The sequence below is a fragment of the Nocardia sp. NPDC050175 genome, assembly GCF_044459885.1.
Lineage (GTDB): Bacteria > Actinomycetota > Actinomycetes > Mycobacteriales > Mycobacteriaceae > Nocardia.
In genome coordinates, this window is record NZ_JBITJI010000019.1 from 19,559 (window position 1) to 33,027 (window position 13,469).

Sequence of the window (13,469 nt, forward strand, 5' to 3'; positions counted from 1 at the left end):
ACGTCATTTCGTCAGCCCCAGCAGCGCGGCGGTGAGTCCGTAGTCGGGTCCGAAGTCCTGCATGTTCCCGGTTCGGCACCCGTCTGCCTTCATCTGGATCCGCTCGCAGAACAGGCTCACCAGTTCGCCGCTCAGCGTGGTGCCGATGAGCGCGCTCAGCCGGACGTAGCCGTGCTCGCGGTTCATGATCTTGTCGACGTTCTGGAAGACCATCGGTGCCACGTCGACGATTTCGGTGATGCCGTAGGCGTTGTCGCGCAGCTGCTGGGTGACCTTGGTCAGGCCGGCCAGGCTGCCCGCCAGCTGATCCTGATGCTGGGACAGGCTGCTGCTGGTGTTGTTCAGGAAGTCGTTGATCTGATTCAGCGTCGCCTCCAGGCCGGGCGCCTGATCGGCGAGCAGCCCGGTCATCTGGGTCATCCGGTTGCTGAAGTCGCGCACCGACTGGTCGTTGTCGGCCAGCATCGTGGTGAGCTCGTTGAGCTTGATGATGATGTTGGAGACCGCGTCCTTGTTGTCCACGCCGACCTTCAGCGCGCCGGACAGCGCGTTGAGGGTGTCGCGCATCTTCTCGCCGTTGCCGTTCACCATCGGGTACAGCACCCGGCCCGAGAGCGGGCCGATGCCTTCGCTGCCCGGTTCCGGCTTGAGCGCGGCGGCGAACTGATCGATGGTCTTGATCATCGTGTCGAGTTCGACCGGGGTCTTGGTCTTGGCCAGCGGCAGGTGCGCGCCGTCGGCCAGGGCGTCGCCCTTGGTGTAGACGGGGGTGAGCTCGACGTGCCGGTCGGTGACGATGGACGGCGAAATGATCGCGGCCATCGCGTCTTTCGGGATCTTCACGTCCTTGTCGATGGACATGTGCACCTCGATGAAGGTGCTCTTCGGCACGATCTTCTCGACCTTGCCGACGTCGAGCCCGAGCACGGTGATCGGGTTGCCCTCGTAGATGCCCGCGATGTTCTCGAAGTCGGCAGTGACCTGAATCGTCTGGCCGAGCGCGTTGTTCACCGAACTCGGCACCAGCGAGCAGCTGCCGACGGCCAGTGCGGCGGCGCTGACCACGAGCATCTTGGCGATGGTCCGTACCTTGACGGCCTTCAGGAAGGTCATCCCTGGCACCCCTCTATAACTTGAGCGAAGCACAGCCAGTTGTCCGGGAAGATCCACGGCAGCCCGACGCTGCCGTACGGTCCGTTGCCACCCCAGGAGTTCGCCAGGTAGCGCACCGTCGGCGGCATCAGCGACAGCAGTCGGTCCAGGTTGTCCTTGTTCTTCTGCAAGCCCTCGGACATGGTGTTCAGCTGCTCGATGGTCGGGCCGAGCTGGTTGTCGTTCTGCGCGCCGATCTGCTGCAGCTGCTTGGTCAGCGACGCGACATTGTCGAGCAGCTGGCGCAGCAAACCCTGACGCTCCATCACCCGGTTCGCGATGGCCTCGCCCTGGGTGATCACCAGCAGCACGCTGTTGCGGTTGTCACCGAGAATCTGGGTGACCCGATTCAGATCCTTGAGCAGGCTGTCGACCTCGTCCTTGCGGGTATCCATCACCTTGGCCAGGGCGCCGACGCTGTCCAGCGCCTGCGCCATCAGCTGGGGGGAATCGCCCATCTGCTGGTTGATCAGGTTCAGCGAGTCGGACAGCTTCTTGGTGTCGAGCGCCTCGAACTTCGGCGTGCCCTCCTGCACCACGTCGGCCAGGTTGTACGGAACCGCGGTGTTGGACACCGGGATTCGGCCGCCCTTCAGGCCGGAGCCGTCGCCGGGATCCAGATCGACGTACCTGGCGCCGAGCAGCGTGGCCATCTTGATCGAGGCGCGCGCGTCGGGGCCGAGCTGCACACCGTTGTCGACGCTCAGCGTCAGCAGCACGTGGTCGCCCTCTAGCTTCGCGCCGTCCACCCGGCCGCTGGTCACGCCCGCGACGTTCACCCGGTCGCCGACCTTGATCCCGGCGGCCTGCACGAACTCGGCCTTGATCGACTGCTCACCGACGCCGACCAGCTTGACCGCGCTGGACGCGAGCAGCAGCGCGACGATCAGCGCACCGCCGAGAATGCCGAGCCAGAAGTAGCGGTTGGCGGCGAATCTTGCCTTCATCTTCGTCATCACGGGCGGCACACCGCCGAGTGCGAAGTGCCACCGATCTGCGAGAACAGGCCGCGCGGGAACAGCACGCCGTAGAGCGAGACGTCCAAACCGCAGAGGTAGGCGTTGGCGTAGCCGCCCTCCTCGGTGTGCCTGCCCGCCGCCGAAATGATGTTCGGCAGGTCGATCGCGGCCTGATCCAGCTTGGCGCCGTTGGCGAGCAGCAGGGTCAGCGCGGCGCTGGTGGAGTTCTGGGCGGCCTGCAGCTTCGGCTGGATCTGATCGACCATGGCGACCAGCGAGCTGGTCGCGTTGGCGATCTGCACCGTCGAGGTCTGCAGCGACTGGCCCTGCTCGTACAACCCGCCGATCAAGGCCCGGGTCTGGGTCACCAGGGTCTCCAATTCATCACCTCGTCTGGCCAACCCCGCCATCACACCGGAGAGGTTGGCGATCACATCGGACAGGATCGCATCGCGGCGCTGGAAGTCGGTGGCCAGCTGCGCGGCCTGAACGATGAACGCGCTCAATGAGACTCCGTCACCCTGCAACGCCTGGATGAAGGTGTCCGAGAGGCGGTTCACCTGCTCGGGCTGCAGCGCCTGGAACAGCGGCTGAAAACCGTTGAGCAGGCCCGAAACGTCGAACGACGGCTCGGTCCGGTCCAGCGGAATCGACGCGTTGTTCTTCAGCTGTGCCGGGCTGGACGACTTGCCCGGCGCCAAGGCCACATAACGCTGGCCGATCAAGTTCTGGTAGCGGACAAGGGCTTTGGTGTCGTCGAACAGCGTCTGATCCCGCTGCACGACGAAGGTCACCTTGGCCACTTGCTTTTTCGACTTCGGGTCCCGTTCGAGCGCGATCTTCTCGATCTTGCCGACCCGTACACCGGCCATTCGGATGTCGTCGCCTTCGTGCAAACCGAGCACGTCGGTGAAGGTCGCCGAATAGGTGTTGGTGTCGCCATCCACGATGCGCGCCAAGGTATTCCAGACCAGCACCGTGACAAGGATGGAAACGATCGCGAAGATCCCGAAGCCGATCAGCGGTTTACGAATACTCATGACTCCACCTCGCTAGCGCTCGGTTCCGTCACGTGCATTGCACGCTGGCACATGATTCGCTCGCTGCGCTCGCTCATCGGCCCACCCGGTTTTCGGCCACGTGCATGGTCCCGCCCTTCAAAATCGAGCTCAGCAGCAGGTATTCGGCGGTGGTCGGTTGACGGCCGAGCAACATGGCGATGGCCGCGTCACCCTGGTAGGAGATATCGCCCGCGGCCGGGATGCGCGCGGCAGCCGGTGCCACGGGGCCTGGAGCAGGCGCGGGCGCCGGGGCCGGTGGCTGACCGAGCCCGGGCAGCATCGGGAACAGACCCTCGAGCGGCGTGCCCGCGAACGGACGCGGCGCGGCGGGCACGATGCCCTCGGCGGGCCGCGAATCCGGCGTGGTGACACCGGGAATCACCGGCAGGCCCGGCATCGGCACCACCGGCGGCAGACCGGCCGCCGACTCGAGCGCCCTCGGCTTCAGGTTGTCCGGCAGCGGCGGCAGCTCGTTCACCGCAGGCGCGGTGGCACAGCTCGGTCCGGCCAGCTCGCCGTAGCGCGGGCAGTCGGCCACCGTGTACGGCTTGTACGGGGTGAGCGTGATGCCCGCGTCCCAGCGTTGCTGCTGCTGCGGACCCCAGGTGAAGGTGGAATCCATCCGGCGGGTCATCTCGCTGAGATTCAGGATCGTCTGGGTGATCGCGTTCGGATCGGCGGCGACCGCGCCGAACATGTCGCTGGTGCCCGCGGTGACCTGCTTGCCGATGTCGCCGTTACGGGCGAACAGATCGTTCACGGTGTCGACCGTGCTGCTCGTGCCGGTGATCAGCGCGACGAGCTCGCTGCGCCGATCGGCGATGGTGCGCGCGGTCTGCACCGAGGTGCCGAGCACGTCGAGCAGTTCCGGCGAGGATTCGTTCAGCGCGTGGAACGAGCTGGAGAAGTCGCCGAGCATCACGCCGAGGTTCGGGATCGCGTCATCGACCGATTGCAGCCAGTGGTCGAACCGCTCGACGGTCGAGCCTGGCATCCGGCCACTGCCGTCGAGCGCCTGGGACAGCGTGCCGAGCACGCGACCGAACTGCACCGGATCGATCCGGTCGAGGATGTTGCGCACCGTGGTGAGGGTGTCCTGCAGCGCGAGCGTGCCCTTGCTGCGGTCTTCCTCGATGATCGAGCCGTCGTGCAGGTACTGGTCCGCCGGACCGTTGAAGACCAGCTCGACCGAGGTGACGGCGAACAGGTTGCTCGGCACCACCCGGGCGGTGACGTTGGCGGGCACGCCCTTGGCGAACTCCGGCTTCACCTCGATCTGCACCTTCTGCAGCTCGCCCTTGGCCGCGACCTCGACCTCCTTGACGGCACCGACCAGCACGCCGCGGAACTTCACGTCGGCCTGCGAGGGCAGACCGTCACCGGTGGTGGTGAGGTTCGCCGTGACGTTCACCTTCTCGACGAAGTAGCCCTGGTACCGCAGCGTCAGGAAGCCGAGCACCAGCGCGAGCACGATCAGGCCGGCCAGGCCCGCGACAAGCAGCTGACGCATCGTGGGTCCACGCCCACTGGGATCGATGATCATCTGGTGCTACCCCGAGATCCTGATGCCGGGGTTGATGCCCCAGATCGCCAAAGTCATGAACAGGTTCGCGAAGACGACGGCGATGATGCACACCTTGATCGCCCGGCCGGCCGCGACGCCGACGCCTTCCGGTCCGCCGGAGGCGAAGAAGCCGTAGTAGCACTGGATGAACGTGGTGATCGCGACGAACAGGATCGCCTTCAGCAGCGAGTAGATCACGTCGGTCGGCACCAGGAATTGGTAGAAGTAGTGCTGGTAGGTGCCGCTGGCGGTGCCGCCGATCAGCTGCACGGTCAGCGAGCAGGAGATGTAGGCCATGGCCAGGCCGAGGCAGTACAGCGGGATGATGGCGACCATCGCCGCGAACATCCTGGTGCTGATCAGGTAGGGCAGCGGCCGGATCGCGATGGACTCCAGCGCGTCGATCTCCTCGGAGATGCGCATGGCGCCCAGTTGCGCGGTGAACCGGCAGCCCGCCTGCGCGGCGAAGGCGATGGTGGCGAGCAGCGGGCCGAGTTCGCGCGTGGTGGCGAAGGCGGAGATGGCGCCGGTGATCGGGCTGAGCCCCAACAGGTTCAGCGAGTTGTAGCCCTGGATGCCGACGGTCATCCCGCCGAACGCGCTGAGAATGACCACCACGCCGATGGTGCCGCCGCCGACGACCAGGTTCCCGTTGCCCCAGCTGACGTCGGAGAGCAGCCGCCACACTTCCTTGGGATAGTGCTTGAGCGCCAACGGGATCGAGCCGATCGAGCGCAGCAGGAAGAACACCTGGTGGCCCAGCCGGGCCAGCAGGTCGACCGGCGCGTTCGCGGACTTGCGAAGCTGCTGGAACGGCCGCAGCAGCGGGGGAACATATGTCGACGACACTCAGACCACCTGTGACGGGAACAGTGCGTTGTACACCTGGGTGATGACGAGATTCACGCCGAACAACATGATGGCGGAACTCACCACCGCGGAATTCACCGCGTTGGCCACGCCGCCGGGGCCACCGCGAGCGTTCAATCCGTTGTCGCAGGCGATGATTGCGGCGAGTAGCCCGAAAATCAACGATTTGACCAGCGCGACAAAGAGATCGGTAGTAACCGCGAACGACGAGAACGTGCCGATGTAGGAACCCGGCGTACCGTTCTGCGCGAAAATGTTGAAGATGTAACCAGTCAAGAATCCGACAAAAACGACGAAGCCACAGAGCAGCACACTGACCAGCATCGCCGCGCCGAGCCGGGGGGCGACCAGCCTGCGCATCGGGTCGACGCCCATCACCTTCATCGCGTCGATCTCCTCGCGGATGGTGCGCGAGCCGAGATCGGCGCACACCGCGGAACCGACGGCGCCTGCGATCATCAGCGAGGTGACGAGGGGAGCGCCCTGCTGAATGATGCCGAGGCCGTTGGCCGCGCCGATGAACGAGGTCGCGCCGACCTGGCCTGCGATCGAGCCGACCTGGATCGATACGATGACACCGATCGGGATGGCGACCAGCAGGGTTGGCGCGGCGGAGACACTCGCCATGAACGCGCACTGGCGGATGAACTCTTGAAAGGGGAAGCGGCGCCGGAAGATTGCGATGAACAGTTCGGCGACCGCCGCGATCCCCATGGTGATCTGGCGGCCGAAGGTCTCCAGCGAAGCCTTCGGATGGTCGGCCCAGTAACCCTTGGTCCAATCGACCGCATCACTCATCCGTGATCCTGTTGGAGGACTCTTGGTCGACTGCACTGGCTAACCCCTCTCGACGCCGGTTGGCTGCCCCGACGACTTGTTTGCTTGACGCACCTTACTACGTAGTAAGCCAGAACACACCACCCTCCTGTGATTGCAGTCATAGACCTCGGTCACTGTGCTCTAAACGCTATGACGCAGGCCACCGACATTGGGTCGACGCCCAAAAAGGTGGGTGGATCTTCTGGAACAAGTTACAGGTCAACCCCGCGAATCCCCCGCCCAGACATGATCATCGCGCCAATTTATTCGGAAAGAGTTCATTCAAAATCGCATTTGTTTCCGGAACCGAACAGAACGGGCTGTACTACTGTTCGAGTACAAACTCGAAGCGGCCATCGACCTTTTTCATAGCCGGTCGCTATTATTACAAATAAGAGACATAATGTGCTTATGTCTAAAAATGGGGTTAAGGCTCGCCCGCATGGACACCCCGAAGTAGATGACGCGCCCGGACCCGAATACTGACACGATGGGTGCGACAGATTGATATCGTGCGGGCTTCCGACGTCTGGAGGGACATGTTCAGCAAACTCGCCAAGGTGGCCACCGCCGCCTTCGCCGTAGCCCTCGGTGCGGCGCTACTCGGGACGGGCGCGGGGGCCGCTCAGGCCGAGCCGGGTCCGCCGGTCGTGGGTGGTGGTTCCGGCATCATCATCGATAACCAATTCGAGTGCACCGTAACCACCGTCGGCCACGACAACGCGGGTCGGCTCGTCGGCCTGACCGCGGGCCACTGCGGTGATCCCGGTGCCGAGGTTTTCGCGGAGGCCAACCGCGGCGCCGGCGTGATCGGCCGGTTCGTCTACTCCAACCATGATCTGGACTACGCCGTGATCCAGTTCGAGCCGGGCAAGATCGTCCCGGTGAACCGGGTCGGCAACGTCACCATCACCGGGCTCGGCGCACCCGCGGCGTTCCCGAACATCGTGTGCAAGGAAGGCCGCACCACCGGCAACACCTGCGGCATCAGCTGGGGCGACGTGTTCGGGTCGAACATGGAGACCTGGAGCCAGATGTGCGTCGTCGAAGGCGATTCCGGCGCGCCGGTCGTCATCGGCTCCACCCTCGTCGGCATGGTGAACGCCTACCTGGCCATGGCCTGCTTCGGCCCCGAGGTCGGCACGAACATGAGCACGATCATGGATGACATCAACGCCCGTGGCGGCGTTGGCGCAGGTTATCTGCCTATATAGGTCTCGACCAGACACAAGAACTGAGCGGGCGCACGGTTGATCGAACCGGCTGCGCCCGCTCATTTCTCGTTAGCGGGCCGGTTTTTCGTCATGGACCGCCGGAGCGAGGGCAGGTCCGGCCACCGCGCACTGCGGCATGCAATCGACACTGTCCAGGGTGGCGGCGCGGCGCGGCTGCCGCAGCAGCGCGGCCGCGAGGACCGAACCGGCGAGCAGCAGGCCGACACAGATCCACATGGCGGTGCCGAAGCCATGGTTGAAGGCGACCGGATCGCCCAGCGCGCCGGAGATTCCGGCCAGGCCGGGCAGGGCCGCGACGGCGAGCAGTTGCGCGGTCCGCGCGACTGCGTTGTTCACCCCGGACGCGATGCCCGCCTCGCTGGACGGCACCGCGCCGAGCACGGCCCCGGTGAGCGGGGCGACCAGCGCCGCGAGACCGAAACCGAAGACGAGCACGCCGGGCAGCACATCGGTGAGATACGCGGTGTCCGGCCCGATCCGCAGCAGCAGCACCAGGCCGCCCGCGGCGAGCAGCGGACCGACCGTCATCGGAATACGCGGCCCGTGCTGCTGCGCCCAGCGCCCGGCGGGTGCCGAGAGCACCAGCATGATCAGCGTGATCGGCACCGTCGCCACGCCCGACATCAGCGGTGAATATCCCGCCACCAGCTGCAATTCCAGAACCAACAGGAAGAACACACCGCCGAGGGCCGCATAGACCGCGAGGGTGACCAGGTTCGCCGCGGTGAACACCCGCGACGCGAACAACACCGGCGGCACCAGCGGGTGATCGCTGCGCATCTCGATCACCACGAACGCGGCGAGCAGCAGCACGCCCGCCACGATCAGCAGCGGCATGGTCTCGATCAGACCGAAGGTCAGCGCACCCAGCGCGAGCGCGACCACCACGGCGCCCGGCACGTCCAGCCGCGCCTTGGCATTCGGATCATGGCTCTCCGGCACGTGTTTCAGCGCGACGAGTACCACGACCAGGGCGAGCGGCACGTTGATGAAGAAGATGGCGCGCCAGCCGGCCAGCTCGATCAGCCAGCCGCCGAGGAACGGCCCGAACGCGCCGGCCACCCCGCCGAAGCCCGACCACAGCCCGATCGCCGCGCCTTGATCACGCCGGTCGATCGAGGAGGAGATCAGCGCGAGACTGCCCGGCGTCAGCATGGCGCCCGCGATGCCCTGCAGAATGCGCGCGAACACCAGCATCTCGATGTTCATCGCGGCGCCGCACAGCACCGAGGCCACCGCGAAACCGATGGTGCCCCAGACGAACACCTTGCGCCTGCCGAGCCGGTCGCCGAGCGAGCCGCCGAGCAGGATGAACGAGGCCAGCGTCAGCGTGTACCCGTTCAACGTCCATTGCAGCCCGGCCACATCGGTATCCAGCGACGCACCGATGCGAGGCAGCGCGATATTGACGACGGTGGCATCGAGCGAGGCCACCGACGAACCGAGGATGGTGGCCAGCAGAATCCAGCGGCCGGTGGTGGATTTCAGCCGGGGTAGATCAGTCGTGCTCACCGACCCAACTTAGCCGCCCGGCACCCGGTTGCCGGGCAGTTCACGCTGGGCGAAACGGTGTCAGATCTCTTGGACGCAGACGACGAAGTGGCGCTGCTCGTAGACGTATCCGGTGCCGCTGCCGCAGACGTTCACGTCGTCGGCGCCTTCCACCCGTTTGACCACCTTGACGCCCTTGACCGGCGAGGCGCCGGTGCAGTCGACCCGCTTGGGGTCGTCCCCGCCGACGTCCATGCAGCCGCCGACCACCCAGTCGATGTCGAGGCAGTACGCGCCCTGTTCGATGCCGTTGAGGGTCTCGGCGTAGTAGTTGTCGGCGTCGCCGACGCACTGCGTGCTCTTCGGCGCCTTGCCGATCACCTTGTAGTTCGCCGCGCGGCTGCCGCAGGACGCCTTCGCGATGGTGGCGTTCGAGGTGGTGCCGCCGAGGGTGACGCAATCGCCCTCGTTGGCCTGGAAGTCGGTGTTGCCGCCCTTGCTGGTCGGCGTCGGCTTGCCGGAGGTCGGCCGGCCCGACGACGGCTTCGGCGTGCTGGTGATCGAGACGGCGTTGATGGTGCCGTTGTCCACCGCGGGCTGCGCGTGGCCGCTGACCGTCGAATTACAGCCGACCAGTGCTAGTGCGGCGGCCGCGATGAATGTCGCGAACGCGACACGACCCCAGGTCAGTTGACCAGACACGAAACAGTCCTCCCGAGCTGTCACGCTCCGAACTCACGCCCCCGTAAGAATCCGAAGTAAACAAAATAAAGCTGTGCTTGAAATACACGCCATGCATACACCATGGGACGCGCACACGTCGACTCGACCGTGCGGCCTCGCGCATTCGCGACTCGCAAGCGCTCTGTGGAATCGAGGTTCCAGCAACCGATCTGAGTACAGTGGGGTTTCAGAGTTGGAGAGGAGGTACCCGTGAAGCTGATCAGCGTGATCGTCTGCTCGGCCGCCGCGATTATCACCTCTCTTGTGGTGCCGGCCGTCGCCTCAGCTACCGATGCGCATTGCACTTCGGAAAACGGGACGGACATCACAGTCATCGACGGGCGCACCGCCTGTCGCGCCGCTACCGACCTGCTCGGACAGGCGAAATCCCTGGGTATCGACGGTGTCGGCTATGCGAGCGCCACTACCGGGGCCACCGCGGTCGGCGTCGGCGTGCGCGGTGGCGTCGGCGCCAGCAACGGTGCGGGCGGGATGCCCATCGCGATCGGCATGGGCCAGGACGCGATCGCCCTGAGTTCCATTGACAGCGACGAGGTTTCGCAGAGCCCCGGCGTGCCGGTCGTCGCGATATCGGTCGCGCTGGACGGGTCGCGGGCCGGCGCGCAGAGCGCCGATCACACGGTGGTGTGCCTCGGCGGCGGCGCTTTCGCCTGGAATTCGCGGACCGGCGACACCTGCCTGAGCACGCCCTTCGGCCGCTGGCAGACCCCGGCGCACCAGCTACCCTGAGGGACGCACCCCGCGACAGGTGGTCAGGAGGTGACCCCATGGTTTCGGCAATGGCACCGGGTGGCTTCGACGCCGCCGACTCGGCGAATCGCAAGCTCGCCGCACCCAAAGAGATGCTGGTCGACCCGCGGTTCATCCGCCTGGCCGATCAATTCTTCGGCATGTTCAGCCAAACGAATCGTGGCGGCGGCGCCTTGGCCGTCTATCTCGACGGCAAGCCGGTCGTGGACATCTGGGGCGGCTGGGCCGGCAAGGATCGGCGCTGGAACGGCGACACCGTCGCACTGACCTTCTCCACCGGCAAGGGCGTCGCCTCCACCGTGGTGCACCGGCTGGCCGAACGCGGCCTGATCGACTACGACGCGCCGGTCGCCCGGTACTGGCCCGAATTCGCCGCGCACGGCAAGGACGACATCACCGTGCGCGATGTGCTCTCGCACCGCGCCGGGCTGCATCGAGTACGCGGCCTGGTCCCCGGCCGCGAGGGCATCCTCGACTACGACGCGGTGATCCGGGCGCTGGCCGACAGCCCGCCGGACCCGCGCCGCATCCGCACCTCCGGCTATCACGCGATCACCTTCGGCTGGCTGGTCGCCGAGATCGTGCAGCGCGTCACCGGCGATCCGTTCACCGATGTGGTGCGCCGGGAGATCGCCGAGCCGCTCGGCCTCGACGAATTCTGGTTCCGGGTACCGGAAGCCGAGCGCTATCGGATCGCCAAGATCTTCCCGCATCTGAGCCCGCCGGGAATCCGATGGAACACCGCCTCGTCGGTGCTGTCCTGGGTGCGCCCGATCCGCGGGCTGGCCGAGGCGGGCATGCCGGAGAGCTTCGACGAGCTGGTCCGCGACCCGCGGGTGCATGATGCGGTGATGCCCGGCTGGAACGGCGTCTTCTCGGCGCGGGCGCTGGCCAGGATGTATGGGGCGCTCGCCGACCACGGCCGGGTTTTCGTGCCTGGCACCGGCGAGACCGTGCAGTTCCTGCGACCCGAGACGATCGAGACCATCAATCAGGTGCAGCCCGCCGAGAGCCGCGACTACGTGCTCGGGCTGCCGCTGCGGTTCACCCTCGGGTATCACCGCCCGGTGCTGATGTCCAAGCAGCAGCCGCGAAAAGCGTTCGGGCACTACGGCGTCGGCGGGTCGGGGGCTTACGCCGATCCGGAGTTGGGCATGTCGATCGCCTTCGTCACCAACCGATTGGGCAATGCGGTGACCGCGCTCGGCGATGCCAGGCTGGCCCGGCTGGCCGCGACCGCGCGAAATACGGTGCGCAGGGCCAAACCCACGGTTGTCGTCGACGAGACCGATTCCTAGACCGGGTCGAACCGACGGACCGGTGAGTTCGTACCTATAGATATGGACGTGGGCACAGCCGAGCCCGGCACCGAGGTGCCGCGGGCGCCACGGCTGATCGTGCTGCACGCACTGGCCGCGGGCATCGACTTCGAGCGGTACTTCCGCTGGCGCCGGGCGCGCGACGGGGATCCGTTCTTCGTGCGCTTTCCCGGGTTCGGGTCGGGACTGTTCACCGGCACGGCCGCGGGTGCGCGCGAGCTGTTCCGGGCGCCGGTCGACACGCTCGAACCGCCGCGGCCGAATCCGATCGAGCCGCTGGTCGGCACGGCGTCGTTGATCCTCGCCTCGGGTGAGCGGCATCGTCGCGATCGGGCGCTGCTGGCACCGGCCTTTCACGGTGCGCGGATCCGTGCCTACGGGGAGATCATCCGGGATTCGGTGCTCGAGGAGATCGAAGGCGGCACCGGCCAGGCCTGGCGGCCCGGCGTGCGGATCGATTCGCGGGCGGCGGCGCGGGCGATCACACTGCGGGTGATCCTGGAGGCGGTGTTCGGCGTGGACGGCCACGAGCGCCGGGCCGAATACACCGGGGCGGTGGGCGAATTCCTCAACGCCTTCTCCGGACCGCTGATGCTGGTGCCGCTGCTGCGACACGGGCTGTTCGGGCAGGCGCCGTGGGATCGGTTCGTCGCGGCCCGGGCGCGGCTGGATCGGTTGATCCTCGACGACATCGCGCACCGGCGGACGGCGACCGGGCGACTGAGCACCGACATCCTCGGCATGTTGCTCAGCACGAGCTACGACGACGGCACCGCGATCACCGACGACGACCTGTGCGAGCAACTGCGCACGCTGCTGGTCGCCGGGCACGAGACCACGGCGACCACGCTGGTCTGGGCACTGTTCCACCTGCACCGGGAGCCGGCCACGCTGGCCCGCCTGCGCGCGGAGTTGCGCGCCGCCGGACCCGAAGCCGGGCCGGTCGAGCTGGCCCGGCTGCCTTATCTGGACGCGGTGTGTCAGGAGACGCTGCGCCTGCACCCTGCGGTGCCGATCGTGGTGCGCAGGCTGACCGCGCCGTACACGCTGCGCGGGGTCGAGTTGGCGGCGGGCGACACGATGGGAGTCGCGGTGCCGTTGCTGCACTCGGATCCGCAGGTGTGGCCCGACGCGCAGCGATTCCAACCGGAGCGGTTCCTCGACCGCAAGTACGGGCCGTTCGAGTTCGCGCCGTTCGGCGGCGGGCATCGGCGCTGCGTCGGCGCCTCGCTGGCGGATTACGAACTGCGAATCGCGTTGGCTACCATCGTGACTCGAGTGCGGCTGCGATTGGCCCCTCGGTATGCGAACGGCCGTGCGCCAATGTCGGTGCCGCACAACATAGCAACCGGTCCGCATCGCCCGATTCCGTTCGTCGTCGAGAGTGATTTACATCACGAAGACGTTTGTTAACACCGGCCGAGCGACCTACCTGCGACATCGATCGAAGCACCGGACTCGCCGACGTGACCGGTACCTTTCGGGAAGCCGGACGACCACCTCCG

General features: G+C 66.4%; 12 protein-coding genes. 4 read left to right on the forward strand and 8 right to left on the reverse strand.

Going from position 1 to position 13,469, the window contains the following annotated elements:
- Positions 1-3: 3 nt before the first annotated feature.
- From ACIBK2_RS41625 to ACIBK2_RS41650, 6 genes are all read right to left on the reverse strand, one after another.
- Positions 4-1,113, reverse strand: coding sequence for an MCE family protein (locus tag ACIBK2_RS41625; protein WP_396976033.1), 1,110 nt, complete (start codon positions 1,111-1,113; stop codon positions 4-6).
- Positions 1,110-2,108, reverse strand: a complete 999-nt coding sequence (locus tag ACIBK2_RS41630) for an MCE family protein (protein ID WP_396976035.1) — start codon at positions 2,106-2,108, stop codon at positions 1,110-1,112. Before ACIBK2_RS41630 ends, ACIBK2_RS41625 begins: the two co-directional genes overlap by 4 nt.
- Positions 2,108-3,151, reverse strand: a complete 1,044-nt coding sequence (locus ACIBK2_RS41635; protein ID WP_396976036.1) for an MCE family protein — start codon at positions 3,149-3,151, stop codon at positions 2,108-2,110. The genes ACIBK2_RS41630 and ACIBK2_RS41635 overlap by 1 nt, the downstream gene beginning before the upstream one ends.
- Before the next feature lie 73 nt (positions 3,152-3,224).
- Positions 3,225-4,715, reverse strand: coding sequence for an MCE family protein (locus tag ACIBK2_RS41640; protein ID WP_396976037.1), 1,491 nt, complete (start codon positions 4,713-4,715; stop codon positions 3,225-3,227).
- A gap of 6 nt (positions 4,716-4,721) precedes the next feature.
- A complete protein-coding gene (locus tag ACIBK2_RS41645) occupies positions 4,722-5,585 on the reverse strand; it encodes an ABC transporter permease (protein WP_379283202.1) in 864 nt (287 codons plus the stop codon).
- Complete coding sequence (locus ACIBK2_RS41650; RefSeq protein ID WP_379283201.1) at positions 5,586-6,404, reverse strand: MlaE family ABC transporter permease; 819 nt, start codon at positions 6,402-6,404, stop codon at positions 5,586-5,588.
- Positions 6,405-6,964: 560 nt separating this feature from the next.
- Between ACIBK2_RS41650 and ACIBK2_RS41655 the strand changes: the two genes are divergently transcribed.
- Positions 6,965-7,639 carry a serine protease gene (locus ACIBK2_RS41655; protein WP_379283200.1) on the forward strand — a complete coding sequence of 225 codons (675 nt, stop codon included), beginning with the start codon at positions 6,965-6,967 and terminating at the stop codon, positions 7,637-7,639.
- 69 nt (positions 7,640-7,708) lie between these two features.
- Here the strand turns inward: ACIBK2_RS41655 and ACIBK2_RS41660 are convergent, their stop codons facing one another.
- A complete protein-coding gene (locus ACIBK2_RS41660; protein ID WP_396976039.1) occupies positions 7,709-9,172 on the reverse strand; it encodes a DHA2 family efflux MFS transporter permease subunit in 1,464 nt (487 codons plus the stop codon).
- Between the two features lie 60 nt (positions 9,173-9,232).
- Positions 9,233-9,853 (reverse strand): hypothetical protein, encoded by a 621-nt coding sequence (locus ACIBK2_RS41665; protein WP_396976041.1) that lies wholly within the window; start codon positions 9,851-9,853, stop codon positions 9,233-9,235.
- 231 nt (positions 9,854-10,084) lie between these two features.
- Here ACIBK2_RS41665 and ACIBK2_RS41670 point away from each other — a divergent pair, with 231 nt between their 5' ends.
- The 3 genes from ACIBK2_RS41670 to ACIBK2_RS41680 are packed head-to-tail and all read left to right on the forward strand — an operon-like array spanning position 10,085 to position 13,377.
- On the forward strand, positions 10,085-10,624 hold the full coding sequence (locus ACIBK2_RS41670) for a DUF6764 family protein (RefSeq protein ID WP_396976043.1): 540 nt from the start codon (positions 10,085-10,087) through the stop codon (positions 10,622-10,624).
- Between the two features lie 50 nt (positions 10,625-10,674).
- A complete protein-coding gene (locus ACIBK2_RS41675; protein ID WP_396976231.1) occupies positions 10,675-11,943 on the forward strand; it encodes a serine hydrolase domain-containing protein in 1,269 nt (422 codons plus the stop codon).
- Between the two features lie 42 nt (positions 11,944-11,985).
- Positions 11,986-13,377 carry a cytochrome P450 gene (locus ACIBK2_RS41680; protein WP_396976045.1) on the forward strand — a complete coding sequence of 464 codons (1,392 nt, stop codon included), beginning with the start codon at positions 11,986-11,988 and terminating at the stop codon, positions 13,375-13,377.
- The last annotated feature ends 92 nt before the right edge of the window (positions 13,378-13,469 follow it).

What these genes read in the sequence shown, in the direction of transcription:
- ACIBK2_RS41625 (WP_396976033.1), bottom strand. Translation starts at nt 1,113, where the DNA reads ATGACCTTCCTGAAGGCCGTCAAGGTACGGACCATCGCCAAGATGCTC.
- ACIBK2_RS41655 (WP_379283200.1), top strand. Translation starts at nt 6,965, where the DNA reads ATGTTCAGCAAACTCGCCAAGGTGGCCACCGCCGCCTTCGCCGTAGCC.
- ACIBK2_RS41680 (WP_396976045.1), top strand. Translation starts at nt 11,986, where the DNA reads ATGGACGTGGGCACAGCCGAGCCCGGCACCGAGGTGCCGCGGGCGCCA.
- ACIBK2_RS41635 (WP_396976036.1), bottom strand. Translation starts at nt 3,151, where the DNA reads ATGAGTATTCGTAAACCGCTGATCGGCTTCGGGATCTTCGCGATCGTT.
- ACIBK2_RS41630 (WP_396976035.1), bottom strand. Translation starts at nt 2,108, where the DNA reads ATGACGAAGATGAAGGCAAGATTCGCCGCCAACCGCTACTTCTGGCTC.
- ACIBK2_RS41640 (WP_396976037.1), bottom strand. Translation starts at nt 4,715, where the DNA reads ATGATCATCGATCCCAGTGGGCGTGGACCCACGATGCGTCAGCTGCTT.
- ACIBK2_RS41675 (WP_396976231.1), top strand. Translation starts at nt 10,675, where the DNA reads ATGGCACCGGGTGGCTTCGACGCCGCCGACTCGGCGAATCGCAAGCTC.
- ACIBK2_RS41650 (WP_379283201.1), bottom strand. Translation starts at nt 6,404, where the DNA reads ATGAGTGATGCGGTCGATTGGACCAAGGGTTACTGGGCCGACCATCCG.